Genomic DNA, 21,452 nt, shown 5'->3' with positions numbered 1-21,452 from the left:
CTTTGCCTTACCCCGGCTGTCGGCCAGCCGCGCCCGTCTCAAGTTGCTGGCCGGGCGGGTCTGCACGTCAGAAGTGGTTGTGCTGAGTGCTGTTGTCGCCGAACTGGATGCCTTTGGCGCCGCGCAGGTCCATCCCTTGTCGTTCAGCGTTGCCCTGGTCGTCGCCTTCTGCCGGGGCCAGGCCACCAGAGTCTGGCGCGGCGGCCTGGCCCTCGATCGGCGTCGCTGTTGATCGAGGCGGAGGTATGGGGCGGGGTGGTCGTGCGAGGGCGCGGGCGGCGGTGTAGTCCAGCCAGCGGTCCCAGATGGCTTGGCCCGCGTCCAGGATCTGTTCAGCCAGGCGCGCGACATCCTCGGTGGGGGCGTGGCGGCAGGACTCGAGGTGGCTGATGTAGGAGGGGTGGAAGCCCATTGATCTGGCCAGCTTCTGCTGTGACAGGCCTTGGGTGAGCCTTCGGTGGGCGAGTTCGGCGGCGAAGGCCGCTCCGGCCAGCGCTACTGCATCCCTGTCCCCGGGCAGTGCCGCATCCGCTTCCTCAGCCTGAGGTTTGTGCTGCCGGTCAAGATCGGTCCGGCTTCCGGGTTCAGGGACGGATTTCCCGCACAGTTGTTCGCGGGCTAATTCTCCGTCCCTGCTGTGGCGCGTTTCGTCGCGCTCGCCCATGCAAGCCCCCTGCAATGCCGGACGTAAGTCATGAGTGAACCATGAATGACAACGGCTCAGCCTGACCTCAGGTTACCCCTCAACGGTGTGCTTATCCCCGTGGCCGCCGACAAGGGCGCGGCCCGAACGGGAGGAGACCCCAAGATGATGGTCAGCCTGACGTTCCCCCAGGACGACGCCGACTGGTTCAAGAGCAGCTTCAGCCAGCCGACCAGCTCCACTTGCGTCGAAGTCCGCTTCGTGGGTGACAGCGTTCGCGTTCGGAACAACCGTTTCCTGGATGTTCCGGAACTGACGTTCGACCACGCCGAGTGGGAAGCCTTCCTGCTCGGCGCCTGGAACGGGGAATTCAACATCCCGCAGCGCTAAAAGGGGTGAGAAAGAGCTGGCATGCCTGGAGAAGCCCCGCCAGGCATGCCAGCCCTCTCCTCTTTGTCTCCCGCCGGGATCGCGGACACGACCGTTCGTGGTTGCTTCCATGGCTCGTTCACTCAGCGCCGGCGACGTCCCGTCTTCAAGAGGTACTGGTGGCGAACGTAAAGTGCCCAAAGGGCTGCTCGACGGGAGCCGCTGATACCGGAGGGGCAACATGGGGGAAGAGCCGCCTGCGCACGGACCGGTGTCCGGGGGGACTCACTCGCGTGTGTCGGGTGCGGCGCGCGATGTGGTCCAGGCCAGGGATGTGCACGGTGGGGTGCACTTCCACGCCTCGAACCTACCCCCACTGCCGGCCGTGCCCGTCCCGCGGCAACTACCGGCCGATGTGCACGGCTTTATCGGACGGACACGAGAACTCGGCCGCCTGGACGCGCTGACGGAGGAGAACCGGCCCGAACAAGCCGCGACGATCATCATCGCTGGGACAGCGGGAGCGGGTAAGACCGCCCTCGCCGTCCACTGGGCCCACCGGCTGCGTGACCGATTCCCCGACGGCCAGCTGTTCGTGAACCTGCGCGGCTACGACGCCGGACCTCTGATGGGTCCCCAGGCCGCGTTGGACCGCTTCCTGCGCGCCCTGGACATGCCCCCGCAGGCGATCCCCGCGGACCTGGAAGCCAGAGCCGACCTGTACCGCTCACTGCTGGCGGACAAACGGATCCTGGTGATACTCGACAATGCCGCCACCGCTGCACAGGTCCGCCCTCTGACGCCCGGCAACGCCCAGTGCCTTCTGCTCATCACCAGCCGCAACCGTCTCACCGCCCTTGCCGCCCGCGACGGCGCCCACCGCCTGACCCTGGGCATGCTCAGCGAGGCCGAGTCCGTGGAACTGGTCACCGCCGCCACCGCCGAGCACCGCACCGGTGATGCTCGAACGCAGAGGACCGAACTCGCCCGACTGTGCGCGCACCTGCCCCTGGCGTTACGCATCGCCGCAGAACGCGCCGCCGCCCGCCCATGGATGCCGCTGCCCGAACTCATAAACGACCTGCGCCAGGAATCCTCACTGTGGGACGCCCTGTCCACCGAGGACGGAGAAGAAGCCGACGCCGTACGCAGCGTGTTCGCCTGGTCCTACCGAGCCCTGCCGCCCCCCGTCGCCAGAACCTTCCGCCTGCTCGGACTCCACCCCGGACCCGAGTTCGGCATTCTGGCCGCCGCAGCCCTCACCCAAGAACCCCTCCCTCGTCTGCGGGGCCTGCTGGACACCCTGGTCGGCGCCCACCTCCTAGAACAGACCGGCCCGGACCGCTACCAATTCCACGACCTACTCCGCGCCTACGCCACCACACAGGCCCACCAGGACGAAGCCCTACAGGACCGCACCGCGGCCATCGAACGCATCGCCACCTGGTACCTCCACACCGCCGACGCCGCCACCCGCGCCGTACAGAGCTTCTACCCCCCAGTCCTCACTCAGCCCCCGGCCGACGGCATCCACCCTCTGACGTTCGAAGAGCACGACACCGCCATGCTCTGGTACCGGACGGAACAGGCCAACCTGCTCAGCACCGCCCGTGCGGCCACCGAGGCCGGTCTGGACGAAATCGCCTGGCAACTGCCCGCCACCCTCTATGGCCTGCACGTGGCCCGCAGCCCCCTCGACGACTGGCAGGCCATGAGCCTCCTCGGCCTGCAAGCCGCCCAGCGCCTGCAAAACGAGAAAGCCCAAGCAACTCTCCGCCAGAGCCTCGGTGTCGCCTGCGTCGTCGGACGCAAGTTCGATGAAGCTGCCGCACACCTCCAGGCCGCCCTAACCAGCCTCACCGCTCAAGCCGATACCCCCGCCATGGCCGACGCGATCACCGCCCTGGGCTTCGTCCACCTCGAACGGCACCGGCCTGTTGAAGCCCACGCCTGCTGCGAGCAGGCACTAGCCCTCGCCCAAAACAGCGACGACCGCAAATGGACGGCGGTGCTGCTGGGCAACCTCGCCCGCACCAGCCTCCACCTCGGCCACCTTGAACAAGCTGCACAACTCGCTGAACAGTCCATCGATCTTCACCAGGCACTGGGTACCGACCGGCGCCTTCGCATCAGCCCGCTGCTGCTTCTCGCGCGTGCCCACCGCGAAGCCGGACGACCGAACCAGGCCACTCCCCACGTGCAGGCTGCCCTCGACATCGCGCAGACCATCGACTTCCCCACCCTGGACTACGACGCACACCTCGAACTCGCCGAGACGTGCCGGGCCTTGGGCTTTCACACCACCGCACTGGAGGCCTACTGGCGATGCGTGACCATCCAACGCGCCCGCCGCAGCCGCGCCGACGAGGCCGTCGCCTACGACGGCATCGGCCAGACCATGCACGCCCTCGGACGGCATACCGAAGCCATCGACTTCTACCTCTTGGCCGTCCGCATCCACCGCCAGCCCCACGCCCCCTGGAACCTCGCCCACGTTCTCGACCACCTCGCCGACGCCTACCACGACACCGGCCAATCTGAGCGGGCCACCACCTGCCGGGCCGAGGCCTTCGAACTGCTGGCAGACTTCGAAGACCCCCAAAGCGTGTGCACCCGCGACCGCCTCCGCACACTCAACCGCCAATCCGACAGCCCGCCCGGCCCCTGACTCTTCTCCTCGCCCCCGCCTCAGACCCCCAGATTCGCGGTCGACGGCGTCGGCCGGGACGACCGCGTTATCGCGGTATGCATCACAGGTTCGGTCCTAGCGAACTCGGCCACCGTGATCTTGGGCAAGTGCACGCGCTGCCGATTAAATCTGATGGGCCCCGCTTGCGGTCAGGCTTCGGAGAAGACACCTGCGGTGGGACCGGCGGGGCCGGATCCCACGGAAGGCCCCGTCATCGACAGCCGTTTCGGCAGGTCAGCTGGGTTATGTGGGCTCACGTGCCGGGACACGTCCACACAACTGGTGGACGTGTCCACACGCAAAACGCCCCTCTGCCTGCGTTTCCGCAGGTCAGAGGGGCGTAAGAGCGGTAGCGGTGGGATTTGAACCCACGGAGGAGTTGCCCCCTCACGCGCTTTCGAGGCGCGCTCCTTCGGCCGCTCGGACACGCTACCGAGGCAGAGCCTAGCGGACGAAGGGCCGAGATCGAAAATCGGTTCCGGGCGGGGGCGGATCAGGGGGTGCGGAAGAAGGCGGTGAGGGGGGCCGCGCACTCGTCGGGGAGGACGTCGTGGATGACCTCGGGGCGGTGGTTGAGGCGGCGGTCGCGGACGATGTCCCAGAGGGAGCCGACGGCGCCCGCCTTCTCGTCGACCGCGCCGTAGACCACCCGGTCGAGCCGGGACAGCACGATGGCGCCCGCGCACATGGCGCACGGCTCCAGGGTGACCACCAGGGTGCACCCCGTGAGCCGCCAGCCGCCGAGGCGGCGGGCCGCGGCGCGGAGGGCGAGGACCTCGGCGTGAGCTGTGGGGTCGCCGTGGGCCTCGCGCTCGTTGCGGCCGCGGCCGAGCACCGTGCCGTCCGGGCCGAGCACGACGGCGCCGACCGGTACGTCTCCCGTCTCGGGTGCCCGTACGGCCTCCTCCAGCGCGAGGCGCATCGGGGCGCGCCAGGGGTCACGCAGGGGGTCGGGGTCGGGTCCGGGCAGGATGCCGGTCAGCGGATCGGTCATGTCACCAGTGTGACGGCGGTCGGCGCGCCTGGGACGGTGATCAGCGCACCGCCTCCAGGCCCTCCATGCTGCACCCCAGCATGTCGGCGATCGATTCGAGCGCGTCCCCGTCGAGGGCCTTCAGCTCCTTCTCCTCCATGCCGAGGTCGGTCAGGATGTCGCCGTCCCCGAGCGGGCCGACCGGGACGGGGGCGTCGGGGTCGGCGTCGTCGTCCTGGTCGGGTTCGCCGTCCTCGGTGCCGTCCAGGTCGACGAGGCTGTCCAGGTCGTCCTCGGGGTCCCGGCCGAGCAGCTCGTCGGTGAGCATCGAGCCGTACGAGGTGCGGGCGGCCGCGGCCGCGTCCGATACGTAGATGTGCGGGTCGTCCTCGCCGTCCACGCGGACGACGCCGAACCACGCGTCTTCGTGCTCGATGAAGGCCAGAACCGTGTCGTCGTCCTTGGCGGCCCCACGAGCCAGATCGATCAAATCGGTCAGAGTCTCCACGTCATCGAGCTCTGTGTCGCTCGCTTCCCACCCTTCTGCGGTGCGCGCGAGCAATGCGGCGAAGTACACCGTGACTCTCCCACTGGTCATAGGCGTGCCGGGGCGGGCGGGACAGTGTCCCGCCCCAATCGGAATCGTGGCAGAAACCGTCGCTTCGCGAGAGGTCTTCCGCGCTGCGTCGTGCACCAGTCCAAAGAGATGTGGCTCACGTGAAACGAAACGGACCGACCTGATCGCTCCATCGGCGGTGCGCCGGGTTCGGGTTCACCAGCGGAACGTGCGCAGCAGTATCGCCTCGCGCATGCGGGCGGCGCGGGTCAGCCGCGGCCGTACGCGGTCCCGGACCTGCCGGGCCTCGTTCAGCGCGCGAAGGAAGTGTTCGCGACGGCGGCGGCGGTCCGCGGCGCTCTCGTCCGCGGACACGGCGCCCATCGTCCTGCCGGTGAGCATGTCGGTGTCGTCGGTGTCGGCCATGGCCTCACCCCTCGGGCCGAGGTCTTTCGTCCGGGCGTCGGGCCCGGGCGCTCCTGCCCACTTTCCCCCGAATCAGCGGTTTGATGCCAGTACAGCGGCAGACTGTCGGCGCGCGCCAGGGGGTTACCGGCGGGAGCCGCGGCCGGAGGGCTCCGTTAGTGTCGTTGCCATGCGGATCCATGTCGTCGACCACCCGCTGGTGGCGCACAAACTCACCACGCTGCGCGACAAGCGCACCGATTCCCCCACCTTCCGGCGGCTCGCCGACGAGCTCGTGACCCTGCTCGCGTACGAGGCCACCCGCGATGTGCGGACCGAGCAGGTCGACATCGAGACCCCGGTGACGGCGACGACCGGGGTGCGGCTCTCGCATCCGCGCCCCCTGGTGGTGCCGATCCTGCGGGCGGGTCTCGGGATGCTCGACGGCATGGTGCGGCTGCTGCCGACGGCCGAGGTGGGCTTCCTGGGCATGATCCGCGACGAGGAGACGCTCCAGGCGTCCACGTACGCGACCCGGATGCCCGACGACCTCTCCGGCCGTCAGGTGTACGTGCTGGACCCGATGCTGGCGACGGGCGGGACGCTCGTCGCGGCGATCCGCGAGCTGATATCGCGGGGCGCCGACGACGTCACCGCGCTGTGCCTGCTGGCGGCGCCCGAGGGCGTCGAGGTGATGGAGCGCGAGCTGGCGGGCGCGCCCGTCACGGTGGTCACCGCGTCCATCGACGAGCGGCTCAACGAGCACGGGTACATCGTGCCGGGGCTCGGCGACGCGGGCGACCGGATGTACGGGACCGCGGGTTAGCCACCGCGCGGCCCCGGCCCGCTCAGCAGGGCGAGCCGGACGGGCGGGGTGAGGGCTTGGTCAGCGCGGTGAGCGCCTTGTCGGCGTCCTGCTGCTCGACCAGGTCCTTGAAGCCCGAGCCGATGATCAGATCGATGTCCTTGCCGCGGCGGCCGTCGTTCTTCGTCTGGGCCCCGGTGAGCTGGGTGGAGAGCACCTGGAAGGCGCCGTCCGTGGAGCCCGGTGCGCCCAGGAGCATCCCCGGGGCCTTGACCTTCTTGTCGTAGGTCTTCGGGGCGTTCCCCACGTCGCCGATCTTGAAGCCGCGCTTCTCCAGGTCCTTCGCGGTGTCCTTCGCGAGGCCGGAGCGGTCGGTGGCGTTGTAGACGTTGACGGTGATGTCGGACGGCTTCGGCAGCTCCTTCGCCGCCGTACGGGACGACGACCCGGTGCCCCGGTCGTGGCCCTTGCCGGGCTCGCGCTTGCAGTCCGCGCTGCCGCGCGCCGCCCGGACGGTGTCGCCTCCCTTGCCGCCGCCACCGGAGAAGACGTCGATGAGCTGAAGCGTGCCCCAGCCGACCAGGCCGAGCGCCACGACCGAGCCGAGGGCGGCGAACACCAGGCGCCTGCGGCTCCGGGGCCGGCGCATGCGCGGGTAGCGGTCGCCCGTGATGCGGTACTTTCCGCCCATGCCAGGAGGGGTCAGCATGCTCATATGCGCAGCGTAGTGCGGCCTGGTGACGATGCCTACTAAATGATCAATGGTTGGTGTGCGGTACAACCCGAAAGGGCCAACGCGGCTCCCCTCACGGGGGTGGCGTCAGTCGAGTTCCAGGACGCGCGCGTGCAGCACCTGGCGCTGCTGGAGTGCCGCGCGCACGGCGCGGTGCAGCCCGTCCTCCAGATAGAGGTCGCCGTCCCACTTCACGACGTGGGCGAACAGGTCCCCGTAGAAGGTCGAGTCCTCCGCGAGCAGCGTCTCCAGATCGAGCTGCTGCTTCGTCGTGACCAGCTGGTCAAGACGTACCGGGCGTGGGGCGACGTCCGCCCACTGGCGGGTGCTTTCCCGGCCGTGGTCGGGGTAGGGTCGACCGTTTCCGATGCGCTTGAAGATCACACGGAAAGCCTACCGGGCAAGCGGCTTCCGGCGCAGCCAAGGCGCGGGAGTGCCGGGCCGGGGGCCCGGGAGGGGCTCCGGGGCGCGCGGAGCAAAAGGGTGAGATTTTCTCGAAAAGGGACTAGTCGCCCAAGAGGGTCAGGAGTAACCTGAAAAACAGCCTGCGGGGCGAGCGAGGGAGCTCGACCGGAGAGGCGTTCAGGACAGAGGACTTTGGTTCTCCGGAGCGTCTCGTTGATGGCCGGGCTGAGAGGCCGGAAGGTCGGGGAGACCGGAAGGCGACCTCCAGCACCTGATCCGGACAATGCCGGCGAAGGGAGCCCACCTCGCAGGTTTTGTGCTGCCCTCCGCGCGTGCTGTCCGCGCGCCCGGTTGCGGGCGCTTTCCGTGCGTTCAAGCATGGCCGCATGCGCTGTCTGGTCACCGGGGCCACCGGTTACATCGGCGGCAGGCTCGTGCCCGAGCTGCTGACCGCGGGGCACCTGGTGCGCTGCGTGGTCCGCTCCCCCGCGAAGCTGCGCGACCACCCCTGGGCGGGGCGGGTCGAGATCGTACGGGGCGACGTCACCGACGAGGAGTCCGTCCGGGCCGCCATGGAGGGCGTGGACGTCGCGTACTACCTGGTGCACGCGCTGGGCGGCGGGCCCGGCTTCGAGGAGACCGACCGGCGCTCGGCGCGCGTCTTCGGCGAGCGGGCGCGGGCCGCGGGGGTCCGGCGGATCGTCTACCTCGGTGGGCTGACCCCGGCCGGGGTCCCGGAGCGCGACCTCTCGCCCCATCTGCGCTCCCGCGCCGAAGTGGGGCGGGCGCTCCTGGACTCCGGGGTGCCGACCGCGGTGCTGCGGGCCGGGGTGATCATCGGGTCGGGCTCGGCGTCGTTCGAGATGCTGCGCTATCTGACCGAACGGCTACCGGTCATGGTCACCCCGCGTTGGGTACGCACCCGCACCCAGCCGATCGCCGTCCGCGATGTGCTCCGGCTGCTCGTCGGCTGCGCGGAGCTGCCGTACGAGGTGAGCCGGGCCTTCGACATCGGCGGCCCCGACATCCTCACCTACCGGGACATGATGCTGCGGTACGCGGCCGTCGCCGGGCTGCCCCGGCGCGTCATCCTGCCGGTGCCGGTGCTCACCCCGAAGCTCTCCAGTCTCTGGGTCGGCCTGATCACCCCCGTGCCCGGCACCCTCGCGCGGCCGCTCGTGGAGTCGCTGCGGCACGAGGTGGTCTGCGCCGAGCACGACATCAGGCGTTACGTACCCGACCCGCCGGGCGGCCCCATCGGCGTGGACCGGTCCCTGGAGCTGGCCCTGCGGCGCATCCGCGAGGCCGACGTCGCCACCCGCTGGTCCTCCGCCGCCACCCCCGGCGCCCCCAGCGACTCGCTGCCCACCGACCCCGACTGGGCGGGCGGCACCCTCTACACCGACCACCGCCGCCGCGTCGTGGACGCCTCCCCGCAGGAGGTGTGGCGGGTGGTGGAGGGGATCGGCGGCGAGAACGGCTGGTACGCGCTCCCCCTCGCCTGGGCGCTGCGCGGCTGGATCGACACCCTGGTGGGCGGCGTCGGGCTGCGGCGCGGCCGCCGCGACGCGGCCCGGCTGCGGGTCGGGGACAGCCTCGACTTCTGGCGGGTCGAGGAGGTCCTGCCGCCGCGTCTGCTGCGGCTGCGGGCCGAGATGCGGCTGCCGGGTCTCGCGTGGCTGGAGATGCGGGTGGACCGGGACGCGGAGGGCCGTACGGTCTTCCGCCAGCGCGCCGTCTTCCACCCGCACGGGCTGGCCGGGCACGTCTACTGGTGGGGCGTCTCGCCGTTCCACGCGCTGGTGTTCGGCGGGATGGTCCGCAAGATCGCCGCCAAGGCCGAGTCGACGGCCTCGGCCGTGGCGACCTAGTGCAGGCCGTCCAGGGCGATGGGGAGGTGGCGGGGGCCGCGGAGGACGGCGTTGCGGCGGTAGGGCGGCGGGTCTTCCACCAGGCGGGGGTTGTCCAGGCGCTTGGCCAGCGCGGTCAGCGCCAGCTGGGCCTCCAGCCGGGCCAGCGGGGCGCCGAAGCAGCTGTGGATGCCGCTGCCGAAGCCGAGGTGCTGGTTGTCGCGGCGCTGCGGGTCGAAGCGGTCGGGGTCGAGGAAGCGCTGCGGGTCCCGGTTGCCGGAGGCCAGGACGAGCCAGACGGAGGCGCCCTTGGGGATCGTCACCCCGGCGATGTCGATGTCCGCGAGCGGGGTGCGCTGGGGGAGCAGCTGGACGGGCGGGTCGTAGCGCAGCAACTCCTCGACCAGCGGCACGGCCAGATGCGGCTTGGCGCGCAGCCGGGTCAGGACGTCGGGGTTGCGGAGCAGGGCGAGCATGCCGTTGGTGATCAGGTTGACGGTGGTCTCGTGGCCCGCGACCAGCAGCAGCGCGGCGGTGCTCAGCAGCTCCGCGTGGGTCATCTCGCCCTCCGGGCCCTGACCGGCGGCCAGGTTGGAGAGCATGTCGTCGCCGGGGGAGCGGCGGCGTTCCTCGATCAGTTCGGAGAGGTAGCGGCCGAGGTCGGTGCGTGCCTGCTGGGTGGCGTGGCGCCGCGTCCCGGCCCCCTGCTCGGGGTCGGGGTCGAGGCCCGCGGCGAGGGTGTCGGCCCAGCCGTGGAAGCGGGGTTCGTCCTCGCGCGGCACGCCGAGCAGTCGGCAGATGACGGTGACCGGGAAGGGGTACGCGAAGTCGTCGACGAGGTCGATGCGGTCCCGGTCCTGGAACTCGTCGATCAGCTCGGTGACGATGCGGGACAGCTCGCCGCGCATGGCGTGGATGCGCCGCGGGGTGTGCGGCGGGCCGAAGGAGGTCATGGCCAGGCGGCGCAGCCGGTCGTGTTCGGGCGGGTCGAGCTTGAGGAAGGTGGGCGGCAGCCCGGAGTCGTCCTCCTCGGCCTCGGCCCCGTCGTCGGCCGGTGCCCCCGCGGCCCGGGGATCGAGGTTGCGCGCGTCGGAGCTGATGCGCGGGTCGTGCAGCAAAGCGTGGATCTCCCAGTAGGTGCTGACGATGTACGGGCCGTCCTCCTCGTGCACCACGGGTGTCTTACGCAGTTCCGCGTAGATCGGGTACGGGTCGGCGCGGTTGGCGTAGTCGGTGATCTTCCGTAGGAGGGGGCCGTGGGCCATCGCGGAGTCCTTCCGGTGATCAGAGACGGAGATCGGGGACGGGGAGCGGAGGTGTCAGACGCGCGCGGGGGTGAAGGCGATGCGCCGGTCGGCGGGCGAGTAGCCGCTGAGCGTGACGGTCGGGCCGTGGGTGGGCAGCGTGGGGTCCGGGAAGTCGGCGGGGACCGGCCGCAGCCCCTCGGCGCGGCGGTCGACGGTGGTGAACGGCGGCGGGAAGGGCGCGGCGGTCTCGATCAGCCGCTGGTAGAACGCCAGCCACTTGCCCTGGTCGAAGGTGACGGCGGCGATGACGCGCCCCTGGTATCCGTAGACCGCGGTGAAGCGGCGCTCGGCGAGCGACCCCTGGGCGATCAGGACCTCCTCGCCCAGCGACGGCACCCCGACCGACTTGATGTTCACCCCGAACTGCGAGGACCAGAAGGCCGGGACCCACACGTGCGGTCGGCGGTCGGCGCTCGCGCTGATCATGTTGTGGGCGGCGATCTCGGCCTGGGCGACCGCGTTGCCCCAGTGCTCCAGGGACAGGAACTGGTAGCCGAAGAGCGGATGCGGGGAGCGGGCCACGTCCCCGGCCGTGAAGATGTCGTCGGTGACGATGCCCGTCACGTCGAAGGCGCGGCAGCCCGCGTCGCAGGCGATGCCGCGCGGCCCGGCCCCGAGCCCGGAACCGGCCAGCCATTCGGTGTTGCGGGTGATGCCGAGGGAGATCACCGCGACATCGGCGTCGAGGGCGGTGCCGTCGGACAGATGGGCCCGCCGCAGCCGTCCGGCGGCGTCGCCCTCCAGACCGGTGACCATGACGCCGCAGCGCAGGTCCACGCCGTGGGCGCGCTGGAGGTCGGCGGCGACCTCGCCCAGCACCCCGCCGAGGGCGCCGACCAGGGGGGTGGGGCCGCGTTCGGCGACGGTGACCGGCAGGCCCCGCTCCCGGCAGGCGGAGGCGATCTCCGAGCCGGTGAAGCCCGCGCCGATGACCAGCACCCGGCGCGGCGCGGCCGACAGCCTGCGGTGCAGTGCGGCGGCGTCCTCGCGGGTACGGAGCACGAAGACGCCGTCCAGCTCGGCCTCCAGCGGGTGCGGCCAGGGCCGGGCGCGCACCCCGGTGGTGATCAGGAGCCGGTCGTAGGGGACCTCGTCGCCGTCGGCCAGCCGCACCTGCCGGGCCGTCATGTTCAGCCCGGTGGCGGCGACGCCGAGCCGCCAGGTCGCGTCCACCGGGCGGCGCCGGGGCAGCGTGGTGTGGTCGGCGGGGGACCTGCCCAGCAGCACCTGCTTGGACAGCGGCGGCCGGTCGTACGGCTCATGGGGCTCGTCGCCGATCATCGTGAGCGATCCGGAGAAGCCCTCCTCGCGCAGCGCCTCGGCGGCCCGCAGCCCGGCCAGCGAGGCGCCCACGATCACGATGCGCCCCTCGCGCCGCAGGGTGTGCGGCGCGCCGTCAACGGACACGGGACAGGTCCTCGTCGCCGATCAGGCCGTCGTCCAGGCCCTCGACCAGGATGGCCTGGACCGGGCAGGCGGCCGCCGCGCGCGCCACGTTCTCCCGCTGCGCCTCGTCCGCGTGCGGGGTGTAGAGCAGCGCCTCCTCGCCGTGGAGGGTGAAGACGTCGGGGGCGAGGAACGCGCACTGCGCGTATCCCTGGCAGCGGTTGAGATCGACGACAAGCCTCATCGGGGCCCTGCCCTTCGCACGCCTCGGGTCGCCGGGTCACCCCCTCCTGCTGCCCCAGCATGGGCGAGACGCCCGGGGCCCGCGCGCACAGCCGGGCCAATGGGGCGACGGGGGCGGGTGGGGCGCGGGGGCGAAGTGTGACAGCGGGGGCGGGGGCGTGACCCGACGTACGCAAGAGCTGAGCCATTCCGCCTGTGGCCGCTTCGGCGCCACTACTGTGCGTGGAATGTTCCACTCCGCAGCCCTCTCCTCAACCCCACAAAGAGGCGGGATCGCCGCTGTCGGTTCCACGGGGTGGCGTATGTGATGAACATCTCGTCCTTACGTCGCGCGCAAAGCGCCCCCGCCCCCACGCCCGCCCCCACGACCGCCGCGCCGCCCGCCTCCCCGCCCTCCGCCGCCGCTCCCCAGCAGCGTGACGCGTTCTTCGACAACACCAAGTACCTGGCCATCGTGCTGGTCGCGATGGGGCATTCCTGGGAACCGCTGCGGGACGGCAGCAGAGCGGCGGCGGCCCTGTACATGTTCGTGTACGCGTTCCACATGCCGGCGTTCATCCTCATCTCCGGCTACTTCTCGCGGAACTTCGACCTCCGGCCGGATCGGCTGAAGCGCCTGATCACCGGCGTCGCCGTCCCGTACGTGATCTTCGAGACCGTGTACAGCCTCCTCAAGGGCTGGGCGGGCGGCGACCTCTCGTACCCGGTGAGCCTGCTCGACCCCTGGTATCTGACCTGGTTCCTGATCGCGCTCTTCGTATGGCGGCTCACCACCCCGGTGTGGCGGATCGTCCGCCATCCGGTGCCGGTCGCGCTGGCGATCGCCGCGCTCGCCTCGTGCTCGCCCGACATCGGCGACGACCTCGACCTCCAGCGCGTGCTCCAGTTCCTGCCCTTCTTCGTGGCCGGGCTGCACATGCGGCCGGAGCACTTCCGGATGGTGCGGCGGCCGGAGGCACGGCTGCTGGCCGTACCCGTGGCGGCCGCCGCGCTGGTCTTCGCGTACTGGGCGGTGCCGCGCATGAACGCCGGGTGGTTCTACCACCGGGACAGTGCCCAGGAGCTGGGGGCGCCGTGGTGGAGCGGCATCGTGATGACGCTCGCCCTCTTCGGCTGCTCCATGGTGCTCACCGCGTGCTTCTTCGCCTGGGTGCCAGGTCGGACGATGTGGTTCACCGCGCTCGGCGCCGGAACGCTGTACGGGTATCTGCTGCACGGCCTCCTCATAAAGGGTTCGCACTTCGCGGGCTGGTACGAACCGTCCTGGCTGCACACCCCGGGGGGCGCGGTCCTGGTCACGGTGGTCGCCGCGGTGGTGGTGACCGCGCTGTGCTCGCGGCCGGTCCAGCGGGTGTTCCGCTTCGCGATGGAGCCGCGGATGGAGTGGGCCTTCCGTTCCGTTCCGGCGCGGGCCGCCGTCCCGGCCCAGGCCACGAGACCGCCGGGCTAGCGCGCAGCGCGCAGCGGCCCCGCCGCGGCCGTACCGCCACGGCGGGGCCGGAAACGCTCGCACGTTCATATGACTAATGGGCATGTCGGATAGGCCGTCAGAGCCCTGGGTAGGGCCGAGCCGACCAGCTCGCGGGGACTGTTTCCGGCCGCGCGGGCAACCGCCGTACGGAGAGGTGCCGGCCCGCCCGTGACACAGCCCTTTCAACTCCCCGACTTCTACATGCCGTACCCGGCGCGGCTGAATCCCCACGTCCGGGAGGCACGGGAGCACTCCAGCCGGTGGGCCAGCGAGATGGGCATGCTCGAGGGCTCCGGGGTCTGGGAGCAGAAGGATCTCGACGCCCATGACTACGCCCTGCTGTGCGCCTACACCCACCCCGAGTGCTCCGCCGCGGAGCTGGCGCTGATCACGGACTGGTACGTGTGGGTGTTCTTCTTCGACGACCACTTCCTGGAGCGGTTCAAGCGCTCGCAGGACCGGGCGGGCGGCAAGGCGTATCTGGACCGGCTGCCGCTGTTCATGCCGATGGACCCGGCGGCGGCCCGCATGCCGGAGCCGGTCAATCCGGTCGAGGCGGGGCTGAAGGACCTGTGGGTGCGGACGGTGCCCGCGATGTCGGCCGACTGGCGGGCCCGGTTCCGTCAGTCCACGGAGAACCTGCTGGGCGAGTCGCTGTGGGAGCTGTCCAACATCAACGCGGGCCGGACGCCCAATCCGGTGGAGTACATCGAGATGCGGCGCAAGGTCGGCGGCGCCCCCTGGTCGGCGGGGCTCGTGGAGCACGCGGTGGGGGCCGAGGTGCCCGCGGTCATCGCGGAGTCGCGGCCGCTGCGCGTGCTGCGGGACGCGTTCGCGGACGCGGTGCATCTGCGCAACGACCTGTTCTCGTACCAGCGGGAGATCGAGGAGGAGGGCGAGCTGAGCAACGGGGTGCTGGTCCTGGAGACCTTCCTGGGCTGCACCACCCAGCAGGCGGCCGACTCCGTCAATGACCTGCTCACCTCGCGGCTCCAGCAGTTCGAGAACACCGCGTTCACCGAGCTGGCCCCGCTCTTCGCCGAGCACGGCCTCGACGCGGCGGCCTGCGCGGACGTCATGACGTACGTCAGGGGGCTCCAGGACTGGCAGTCCGGCGGCCATGAGTGGCACCTGCGGTCCAGCCGCTACATGAACGGGGGAGGGGCGGCCGGAAGCGAGCCCGCCTGGACACCGTTCTCGGTCAGCGGCCTCGACGGCAGCGGCCTCGGCGCATCGGCCGCCGACATACGGCTCACCACCGGCCGGGCGGAGCGGGCCAGGGCGCGCCGTTTCAGCCATGTGCCGCACCAGCGGGTCGGGCCTTCCCGGCTGCCGGACTTCGTCATGCCGTTCACCGCCCGGCTCAGCCCGCACCTGGACCGGGCGCGCCGCAATCTGGTCGCGTGGTCGCACCGCACGGGCATCCTCGGCTCGGACATCTGGGACGAGCGCAAGCTGCGCGCCGCCGACCTGCCGCTGTGCGCGGCGGGCATCCATCCGGACGCGTCTCCCGAGGAGCTGGACCTGACGTCGGGCTGGCTCGCCTGGGGGACGTACGCGGACGACTACTACCCGCGGGTCTTCGGCCGGAAGCGGGACCTCACCGGCGCCAAGGCGTGCAACGAGCGGCTCAAGACCTTCATGCCCCTCTCGCCCCTCGACGCGGGCCCCACCCCCGTCCCGGCGAGCGGCCTTGAGCGCTCCCTCGCCGATCTGTGGTCGCGTACCGCGGGGCCGATGGAGGAGGGCGCGCGCCGTGCGTTCCGTACGACCGTGGACGACATGCTGGACAGCTGGCTGTGGGAGCTGGCGAACCAGGCGCAGCACCGGATCCCCGACCCGGTCGACTACATCGAGATGCGCCGCCACACCTTCGGCTCCCACCTCACCATGAGCCTGGCCCGGCTGGCCCACGGCAAGTGCGTCCCGCCCGAGATCCACGACAGCGGGCCGGTCCGTTCGCTGGAGCACGCCGCCATGGATTACGCCACGCTGCTCAACGACGTCTGCTCGTACCAGAAGGAGATCGAGTTCGAGGGCGAGGTCCACAACGGGGTCCTGGTCGTGCAGAACTTCTTCGACTGCGACTACCCGACCGGGGTGGCCATCGTCCATGACCTGATGACCTCGCGGATGCGGCAGTTCCAGCACGTCGCCGCGCATGAGTTCCCGGTGCTGTACGAGGACTTCGGGCTGTCGGCGGAGGGCCGGGCGGCGCTGGAGGGGTACGTGCGCCACCTCCAGGACTGGATGAGCGGCATCCTGACCTGGCACCGGGAGGTCGCCCGGTACCGGGAGGAGGAGCTGCTGTACGAGGCCGGGGTGCCGCGGCTGCCGCGGGTGCCGCTCGGCCCGACCGGGCTGGGGACGTCGGCCGCCCGGCTCGCGGTCCGGTAGCGGTTCCCTTTGTGCGTCCCGCCTTGTCCCCGCGGACAAGGCGGGACCGCCGCATGTTGGCCGCCGGTGACGATGCCGGACGCGGGGCGGGTCTGTTGAATGCCGCGCAGTCCCCTCGCGCCCTGGAGGTACCGTGTCGCGGCGCAATCTGCTCCTGCTCCTGCCCGTGGTCCCCGCGCTGGCCCTGCTCGCGTCGGTGTGGCTGCCGTTCGTCAACGCCGAGCGGCTGTGGTTCGGCATGCCCTCGCTCTACGTATGGGTCGGCGGCTGGGTGCTCGCGCTCACCCCGGCGCTGGCCGCCGTCGAGTGGGGGCTGTTCCGGCACGGTGAGCGGGCGGCGGCGGGTGAGGGCCGGTGAGCGTCGTCCTCGCCGTATCGCTGCTGGGCATGTGCGCCCTCGCGCTCTGCGGCTTCCTCGGCCGCACCGGGCGCTCCGCCGACCTCGCCGAATGGGCCGTCGGGCAGCGCAACTTCGGCACCGCCGCCATGTGGTTCCTCCAGGCGGGCGAGGTGTTCACGACCTTCAGCTTCCTCGGGGTCGCGGGGGTCGCGTACGCCGGCGGCAACGCCGCCACGTACGCCGTCGTCTACCTCGCGCTCGCCTTCCTGCTGCTCTACTTCGTCCAGCCGCGGCTGTGGCGGCTCGGCAAGGAACGCGGCTACCTCACCCAGGCCGACTACTTCGCCGACCGCTACCGCAGCCCGCTGTTCGGCAAGGTCGTCGCCGTCATCGGGCTGGTCTTCCTGCTCCCCTACATCCAGCTCCAGCTCACCGGGCTCGGCATGGTCGTCGGGCTGGTCACCGGCAGTACGGCCTCGGGGCGGCTGAGCATGGTGCTGGCCTCCGTGCTGACCGCGGCCTTCGTGCTGTGGTCCGGCATCCGCGGGCTGAAGAACAGCGCCTACTTCAAGGACATCCTGACGATCGGCGTCATGGCGGTCCTCGCCGTCGTCATCCCGCTGCACTACGCCGGCGGCGGCGTCGGCGAGGTGTTCCAGCGGGTCCACGAGGCGCAGCCGCAGATGCTGACCGTGCACGGCGGGGCGCAGGACCAGGTGTGGTGGACGACGAGCGTGCTCGTCTCGGCCGTCGCGGGCGGCATGATGGCGACGCCGCACCACTGGCCGCCGCTGATGGCCGCTGGCGGGCCGCGGGCGATCCGCACGAACAACGTCTTCATGCCGCTGTACCAGGTCGCGCTCATGATCCCGATCATGATCGGGCTGACGGGGGTCGTCGTACGGGCCGACGGCGACGGCGACGGGGTACTGCTCACCCTCGCCCAGGGCGCCCTGCCGGGCTGGGCCACCGGGCTCGTCGTGGTCGCCGCCGCGGCCTCCGCGATGGTCCCGGCCGGGGCGATGTGCATCGGCATCTCCACCCTGGTCGCCCAGAACCTGCTGCCCCCGGGGCGGGAGTCGGCCCGGATGCGGGTCAACCACAGCGTCGTCGTCCTCGCCATCGGCCTCGCCCTCACCCTCGGCATCCTGCGCCCCGGCCTGCTGGCCGACCTCCAGCTCCTCACGGTCAGCGGATTCATCCAGCTCGTTCCAGGGCTGCTCGCCGTCCTCGGCGGCCGCCGCCTCCTCACGGCACCGGCCGCCCTGGCCGGTCTGGCGGCGGGCGAGGCCGTGGTGACGTGGCTGACCCTGGCCGAGATCGACGTACGGCACATCAACGCCGGGCTGGTGGGGCTGGGGGTGAACCTGGCGGTGGCCCTGCTGGTGCAGCTGCTCGTTCCGCGCCGCACCACGGACGCTGCCCCCGGCCCCCACGGCGCCTCCGCCCCCGTTCCGGATGGTGCCGCCGCGCCGTACGCCCCGGCGGCCACCGTCCCGCGGAGCCCCGACGACTCCCCCCGCGGCTGACCGCCCCGCGCCCCGATGCCGCCCACCTGCCCCGCGAAGGCCACCCCCACGCGCGGGTGGCCTTCGCCCCGCCCGCCGCGCGCCCTGGGGCGGTGGTTCTTCCCCACCCCGCCCCTTCCCGAATCAGGAGCTCCGCCCCTGGCCCCGACCCGGGGTGGTGTGGCGCCCTGCGCGCTGCCGCATGGGACGGCTGTTTCCCGGGCGGGGCCCGTGGGCGCCGCGTACCGGTGGCCTTCGGGCCGGACGGTTCGGCCCGCGCTGCCCCGGTCGTGTGCTGCGCGCGGCTGGGCGAGGTGGCGCGGCTGGTCTTTCCTCGACCCTGCCCCGGCCCGGCGGATGGCTGCGGTGTGCGCCCGGCGCGCTGCCGCGTGGCGGCGCTGGCCGTTCCCGGGCGCGGGTGGGGCCGAAGGGCCGTCGGCCTGGCGTGGAACGGGGGGGCTGGGGCTTGGCCCCGGTTCGGGGAGGGCGGGGTGGGGAGCATCCGCGTCTTGCGCTGGGGGTTCGGGGCGGCAGTCCCGTGGGGTCCAGGGGCCCGGCCCCTGGTTCGGGGAGGGGCGGGGTGGGGGACAATTCGGCAATCTACGAAGGCGAGCAACCGTGACGGATCACGACGACGACCTCTGCTACAAGACCGCCCTGGAGCTGAGCGGCCTGCTCCGGCGGCGTGAGCTGTCCGCGCGTGAGTTGCTTCAGGCGCATCTGCGGCGGATCGAGAAGGTCAACCCCGACGTCAACGCGATCGTCACCCTCGTCGCTGACCGCGCGCTCGAGGCCGCCGCGGCGGCCGATGAGCGGGTCGTGGCGGAGGGGGCCGACAGGGTGGGGGTGCTGCACGGGTTGCCCATCGCGCACAAGGACACCCACAACACCGCGGGCATCCGCACCAGCCACGGTTCGCCGCTGGCCGACGGCATACCGGACCAGGACGACCTGATCATCGAGCGCATCCGGGAGGCCGGGGCGATCACCCTGGGCAAGACCAACGTGCCGGAGTTCGCCGCCGGTTCGCACACGTTCAACCCGATCTTCGGCGCCACCCACAACCCGTACGCCCCCGACCGCAGCGCGGGCGGCAGCAGCGGGGGTGCGGCCGCCGCGCTCGCCAGCGGCATGGTGCCGATCGCGGACGGCAGCGACACCGGGGGGTCGCTGCGCAATCCGGCGTCGTTCAACAACGTGGTGGGGCTGCGCCCGTCGCCCGGGCGCGTTCCGACCTGGCCCGCATCGAACGCGTGGACGACGCTCTCGGTCAAGGGTCCGATGGCCCGTACGGTCGCGGACACCGCGCTGCTGCTGTCCGCGATGGCGGGCCCCGACCCCCGGTCGCCGATCGCGCTGGAGGAGCCGGGGGCCCGGTTCGCCCGGCCGCTGGACCGGGAGATGGCCGGGCTGCGGGTGGCGTGGTCGCCGGACCTGGGCGGGCTGGTGCCGGTGGAGCCGGAGGTCGCGGCGGTCGTGGAGTCGGCGGCGGGGGTCTTCGAGGACCTCGGCTGCGTGGTGGAGCGGGCGTGCCCGGACCTGACGGAGGGCGAGGAGGTCTTCCGTACGCAGCGGGCCGCGCTGTTCGAGGTGGCGTTCGGCCCGCTCATGGACCGTCACCCGGACCGGCTGAAGCGCACGATCCGGGAGAACGCGGAGGTGGGGCGCCGCCTCACCGGGCCCGAGGTGGCGCGGGCCGAGGTGCTGCACACGGTGCTCTTCCACCGGGTCCGCGCCTTCTTCGAGCGCTACGACGTGCTGCTGCTCCCGGTCAGCCAGGTGCCGCCGTTCGACATCGGCATCGAGTACCCGACCGAGGTGGCGGGGGTGGCGATGCGGGACTACCTGGAGTGGATGCGTTCGGCGTACCTGGTCACGGCGACGGGCAGCCCCGCCCTGTCCGTCCCGGGCGGGTTCACGCCCGGCGGGCTGCCGGTGGGGGTCCAGATCGTGGGACCGCACCGGGCGGACTTCGCCGTCCTCCAGGTGGGCCATGCCTTCGAGCAGGCCACGGGGTACGGGCGGCGGCGCCCGCAGGGGTAATGTCCGCTGCGGACCATCGAGGGGCATCGAAGCGGTCCGGCCCGGGTAGGTGCCCCCGGAACCGGTGGCGCGCTCATGAGCGGAGGAGCCATGTACGACGACTCCCCGGACGGCCTCCTCGCCCTGGCGGACAGCATCGCCGGGCTGGTCGGCGCGCCCATCACCGTTGAGGACGACGCGTCCGAGCTGATCACCTACTCGCCCGGCCAGGAGAACTCGGACGACGCCCGCGTCGCCATGATCCTCAATCGCCGGGTGCCCGACCGGTACCGGCCGCTGCTGCGCAGCGAGCGGCTGGATGTGCGGCTGGCGGGCTCGTCCGTCCCGCTGTACGCGGACTTCCGCGCGTCCGGAGTGCCCGATGTGCTGCCGCGGGCGATCATGCCGATCCGGGTGGACGACCTGTCTGTGGGTTCCATCTGGGCGATCGTGCCGGACGCGCCCTCCCGGGAGCAGCGGGCGGCGCTGGAGCAGTCGGCCGCGCTGGCCGCCCCGGTGCTGGCCCGGCAGATCGCGCGGCGCCGCGGGGAGGAGGCGCGGCGGGCCGCGGCGGTACGCGCCCTCCTGGGCGGCGGACCGGAGGCGGTCGGCGCCGCCGCCGAACTGCCGCTGGCCCCCGGGCCGCTGGCCGTGGTCGCGCTGCGCCCGGTGGCGCCGGGCCCGGCCCCGTCCGGCGAGCCGCTGCGGCGCGCGCTGGCGGGGCTCGACGGGCCGGGGCACGGCGGCATCCACGCCGAGGCCGACGGCGCGGGCTACGCCGTGCTGCCGGTGCGCGACGAACAGCGGCTGGCGCGCGTGGTCCGGGAACTCCGGGACCGGGCCGGGATGGTGGCCGGGGTGGGCCGTACCGTGCCGGGACCGGCCGAACTGGACCGGTCACGGGCCGACGCCGACCTCGTCGTCCGGCTGCTGACCCGGCTGGGCGGTACGGACGGCGCCGCCGCCCACATCCGCGATGTCCACCTGGACGCGCTGCTGATGCAGACCGTCGACCTGGCCGACGAGTCCGGGCACGATCCGCTGGGCGCGATCGCCGACCTGGAGCGGTACGACCGCGAGCGCGGTACGGAGCTGCTGGACAGCCTGGCCCGCTATCTGACCGCCGGGGAGGACGCCCGGCTGGCCGCCCGTCAGCTGCACATCCACCCCAACACCCTGCGTTACCGCCTGCGGCGGGCGCACGAGATCGCGGGCCTCGACCTCGCCGACCCGGCGGCCAAGTTCGAGATCCAGCTCCGCCTGCGCCTCCGCGCCCTGCGCCTGCCGTAGCCCCGCTTGTCCCGCGCGACAACACCCGCGCCCGCGCTATCGGTCCCGCGGACAGTGCGA

19 protein-coding genes, 1 tRNA gene and 1 riboswitch are annotated in these 21,452 nt (G+C 71.9%); of the genes, 10 read left to right on the top strand and 10 right to left on the bottom strand.

Annotation, left to right across the window (positions count from 1 at the left end):
- Positions 1-67: 67 nt before the first annotated feature.
- Positions 68-664: a multiprotein-bridging factor 1 family protein gene (locus tag ACH4TL_RS14670; RefSeq protein WP_398314007.1), complete on the bottom strand. Its 597-nt coding sequence runs from the start codon at positions 662-664 to the stop codon at positions 68-70.
- A 99-nt stretch (positions 665-763) separates the two neighbouring features.
- Between ACH4TL_RS14670 and ACH4TL_RS14665 the strand changes: the two genes are divergently transcribed.
- Both ACH4TL_RS14665 and ACH4TL_RS14660 read left to right on the top strand, forming a co-directional pair.
- Complete coding sequence (locus tag ACH4TL_RS14665; protein ID WP_398314005.1) at positions 764-1,033, top strand: DUF397 domain-containing protein; 270 nt, start codon at positions 764-766, stop codon at positions 1,031-1,033.
- Positions 1,034-1,397: 364 nt separating this feature from the next.
- On the top strand, positions 1,398-3,680 hold the full coding sequence (locus tag ACH4TL_RS14660) for an ATP-binding protein (protein ID WP_398314003.1): 2,283 nt from the start codon (positions 1,398-1,400) through the stop codon (positions 3,678-3,680).
- A gap of 368 nt (positions 3,681-4,048) precedes the next feature.
- Here ACH4TL_RS14660 and ACH4TL_RS14655 read toward each other — a convergent pair.
- The 4 genes from ACH4TL_RS14655 to ACH4TL_RS14640 all read right to left on the bottom strand — a co-directional run bounded on the left by ACH4TL_RS14655 (position 4,049) and on the right by ACH4TL_RS14640 (position 5,656).
- Positions 4,049-4,135: transfer RNA gene (locus ACH4TL_RS14655), tRNA-Ser, on the bottom strand.
- A gap of 59 nt (positions 4,136-4,194) precedes the next feature.
- On the bottom strand, positions 4,195-4,695 hold the full coding sequence (tadA, locus tag ACH4TL_RS14650) for a tRNA adenosine(34) deaminase TadA (RefSeq protein ID WP_179935340.1): 501 nt from the start codon (positions 4,693-4,695) through the stop codon (positions 4,195-4,197).
- Positions 4,696-4,735: 40 nt separating this feature from the next.
- Positions 4,736-5,272 (bottom strand): hypothetical protein, encoded by a 537-nt coding sequence (locus ACH4TL_RS14645; RefSeq protein ID WP_398314001.1) that lies wholly within the window; start codon positions 5,270-5,272, stop codon positions 4,736-4,738.
- 174 nt (positions 5,273-5,446) lie between these two features.
- Entirely contained in the window at positions 5,447-5,656 is a 210-nt protein-coding gene (locus ACH4TL_RS14640) for a hypothetical protein (RefSeq protein ID WP_398313999.1), read from the bottom strand.
- A 169-nt stretch (positions 5,657-5,825) separates the two neighbouring features.
- On the opposite strand from ACH4TL_RS14640, the gene upp reads away from it, so the two are divergent.
- Positions 5,826-6,461: a uracil phosphoribosyltransferase gene (upp, locus tag ACH4TL_RS14635; protein WP_398313997.1), complete on the top strand. Its 636-nt coding sequence runs from the start codon at positions 5,826-5,828 to the stop codon at positions 6,459-6,461.
- A gap of 22 nt (positions 6,462-6,483) precedes the next feature.
- Here upp and ACH4TL_RS14630 read toward each other — a convergent pair whose 3' ends face one another.
- Positions 6,484-7,155 carry a LytR C-terminal domain-containing protein gene (locus tag ACH4TL_RS14630; RefSeq protein ID WP_398313995.1) on the bottom strand — a complete coding sequence of 224 codons (672 nt, stop codon included), beginning with the start codon at positions 7,153-7,155 and terminating at the stop codon, positions 6,484-6,486.
- A 105-nt stretch (positions 7,156-7,260) separates the two neighbouring features.
- The gene (locus ACH4TL_RS14625) at positions 7,261-7,557 is read right to left on the bottom strand and encodes a type II toxin-antitoxin system VapB family antitoxin (protein WP_009716657.1); all 297 of its coding nucleotides are present in this window, start codon (positions 7,555-7,557) and stop codon (positions 7,261-7,263) included.
- 164 nt (positions 7,558-7,721) lie between these two features.
- Positions 7,722-7,893: riboswitch (TPP riboswitch) on the top strand.
- 71 nt (positions 7,894-7,964) lie between these two features.
- Here ACH4TL_RS14625 and ACH4TL_RS14620 point away from each other — a divergent pair.
- Positions 7,965-9,449 carry an SDR family oxidoreductase gene (locus tag ACH4TL_RS14620; RefSeq protein WP_398313993.1) on the top strand — a complete coding sequence of 495 codons (1,485 nt, stop codon included), beginning with the start codon at positions 7,965-7,967 and terminating at the stop codon, positions 9,447-9,449.
- On the opposite strand, the gene ACH4TL_RS14615 is transcribed toward ACH4TL_RS14620, so the two are convergent.
- The 3 genes from ACH4TL_RS14615 to ACH4TL_RS14605 are packed head-to-tail and all read right to left on the bottom strand — an operon-like array spanning position 9,446 to position 12,365.
- A complete protein-coding gene (locus ACH4TL_RS14615) occupies positions 9,446-10,693 on the bottom strand; it encodes a cytochrome P450 (RefSeq protein ID WP_398313991.1) in 1,248 nt (415 codons plus the stop codon). The two genes, ACH4TL_RS14620 and ACH4TL_RS14615, sit on opposite strands and share 4 nt — an antisense overlap.
- A 54-nt stretch (positions 10,694-10,747) precedes the next feature.
- A complete protein-coding gene (locus tag ACH4TL_RS14610) occupies positions 10,748-12,142 on the bottom strand; it encodes an NAD(P)/FAD-dependent oxidoreductase (protein WP_398313989.1) in 1,395 nt (464 codons plus the stop codon).
- Positions 12,132-12,365, bottom strand: a complete 234-nt coding sequence (locus ACH4TL_RS14605; RefSeq protein ID WP_398313987.1) for a ferredoxin — start codon at positions 12,363-12,365, stop codon at positions 12,132-12,134. Before ACH4TL_RS14605 ends, ACH4TL_RS14610 begins: the two co-directional genes overlap by 11 nt.
- 306 nt (positions 12,366-12,671) lie before the next feature.
- Here ACH4TL_RS14605 and ACH4TL_RS14600 point away from each other — a divergent pair, with 306 nt between their 5' ends.
- The 6 genes from ACH4TL_RS14600 (at position 12,672) to ACH4TL_RS14575 (ending at position 21,392) form a co-directional block, all read left to right on the top strand.
- Entirely contained in the window at positions 12,672-13,814 is a 1,143-nt protein-coding gene (locus tag ACH4TL_RS14600; protein WP_398313985.1) for an acyltransferase family protein, read from the top strand.
- A 189-nt stretch (positions 13,815-14,003) separates the two neighbouring features.
- Entirely contained in the window at positions 14,004-16,232 is a 2,229-nt protein-coding gene (locus ACH4TL_RS14595; protein ID WP_398313983.1) for a germacradienol/geosmin synthase, read from the top strand.
- A gap of 133 nt (positions 16,233-16,365) precedes the next feature.
- A complete protein-coding gene (locus ACH4TL_RS14590) occupies positions 16,366-16,590 on the top strand; it encodes a hypothetical protein (protein WP_398313981.1) in 225 nt (74 codons plus the stop codon).
- Positions 16,587-18,101 (top strand): sodium:solute symporter, encoded by a 1,515-nt coding sequence (locus ACH4TL_RS14585; protein ID WP_398313979.1) that lies wholly within the window; start codon positions 16,587-16,589, stop codon positions 18,099-18,101. The genes ACH4TL_RS14590 and ACH4TL_RS14585 overlap by 4 nt, the downstream gene beginning before the upstream one ends.
- A gap of 597 nt (positions 18,102-18,698) precedes the next feature.
- A complete protein-coding gene (locus tag ACH4TL_RS14580) occupies positions 18,699-20,123 on the top strand; it encodes an amidase (RefSeq protein ID WP_398313977.1) in 1,425 nt (474 codons plus the stop codon).
- A 75-nt stretch (positions 20,124-20,198) separates the two neighbouring features.
- The gene (locus ACH4TL_RS14575) at positions 20,199-21,392 is read left to right on the top strand and encodes a PucR family transcriptional regulator (protein ID WP_398313975.1); all 1,194 of its coding nucleotides are present in this window, start codon (positions 20,199-20,201) and stop codon (positions 21,390-21,392) included.
- Positions 21,393-21,452 lie beyond the last annotated feature (60 nt).

It is taken from the genome of Streptomyces sp. NPDC021115, from assembly GCF_044333065.1.
Classification (GTDB): domain Bacteria; phylum Actinomycetota; class Actinomycetes; order Streptomycetales; family Streptomycetaceae; genus Streptomyces.
Note: the sequence above shows the minus strand (reverse complement) of the source record. Positions and strands in the feature narration are given on the sequence as shown.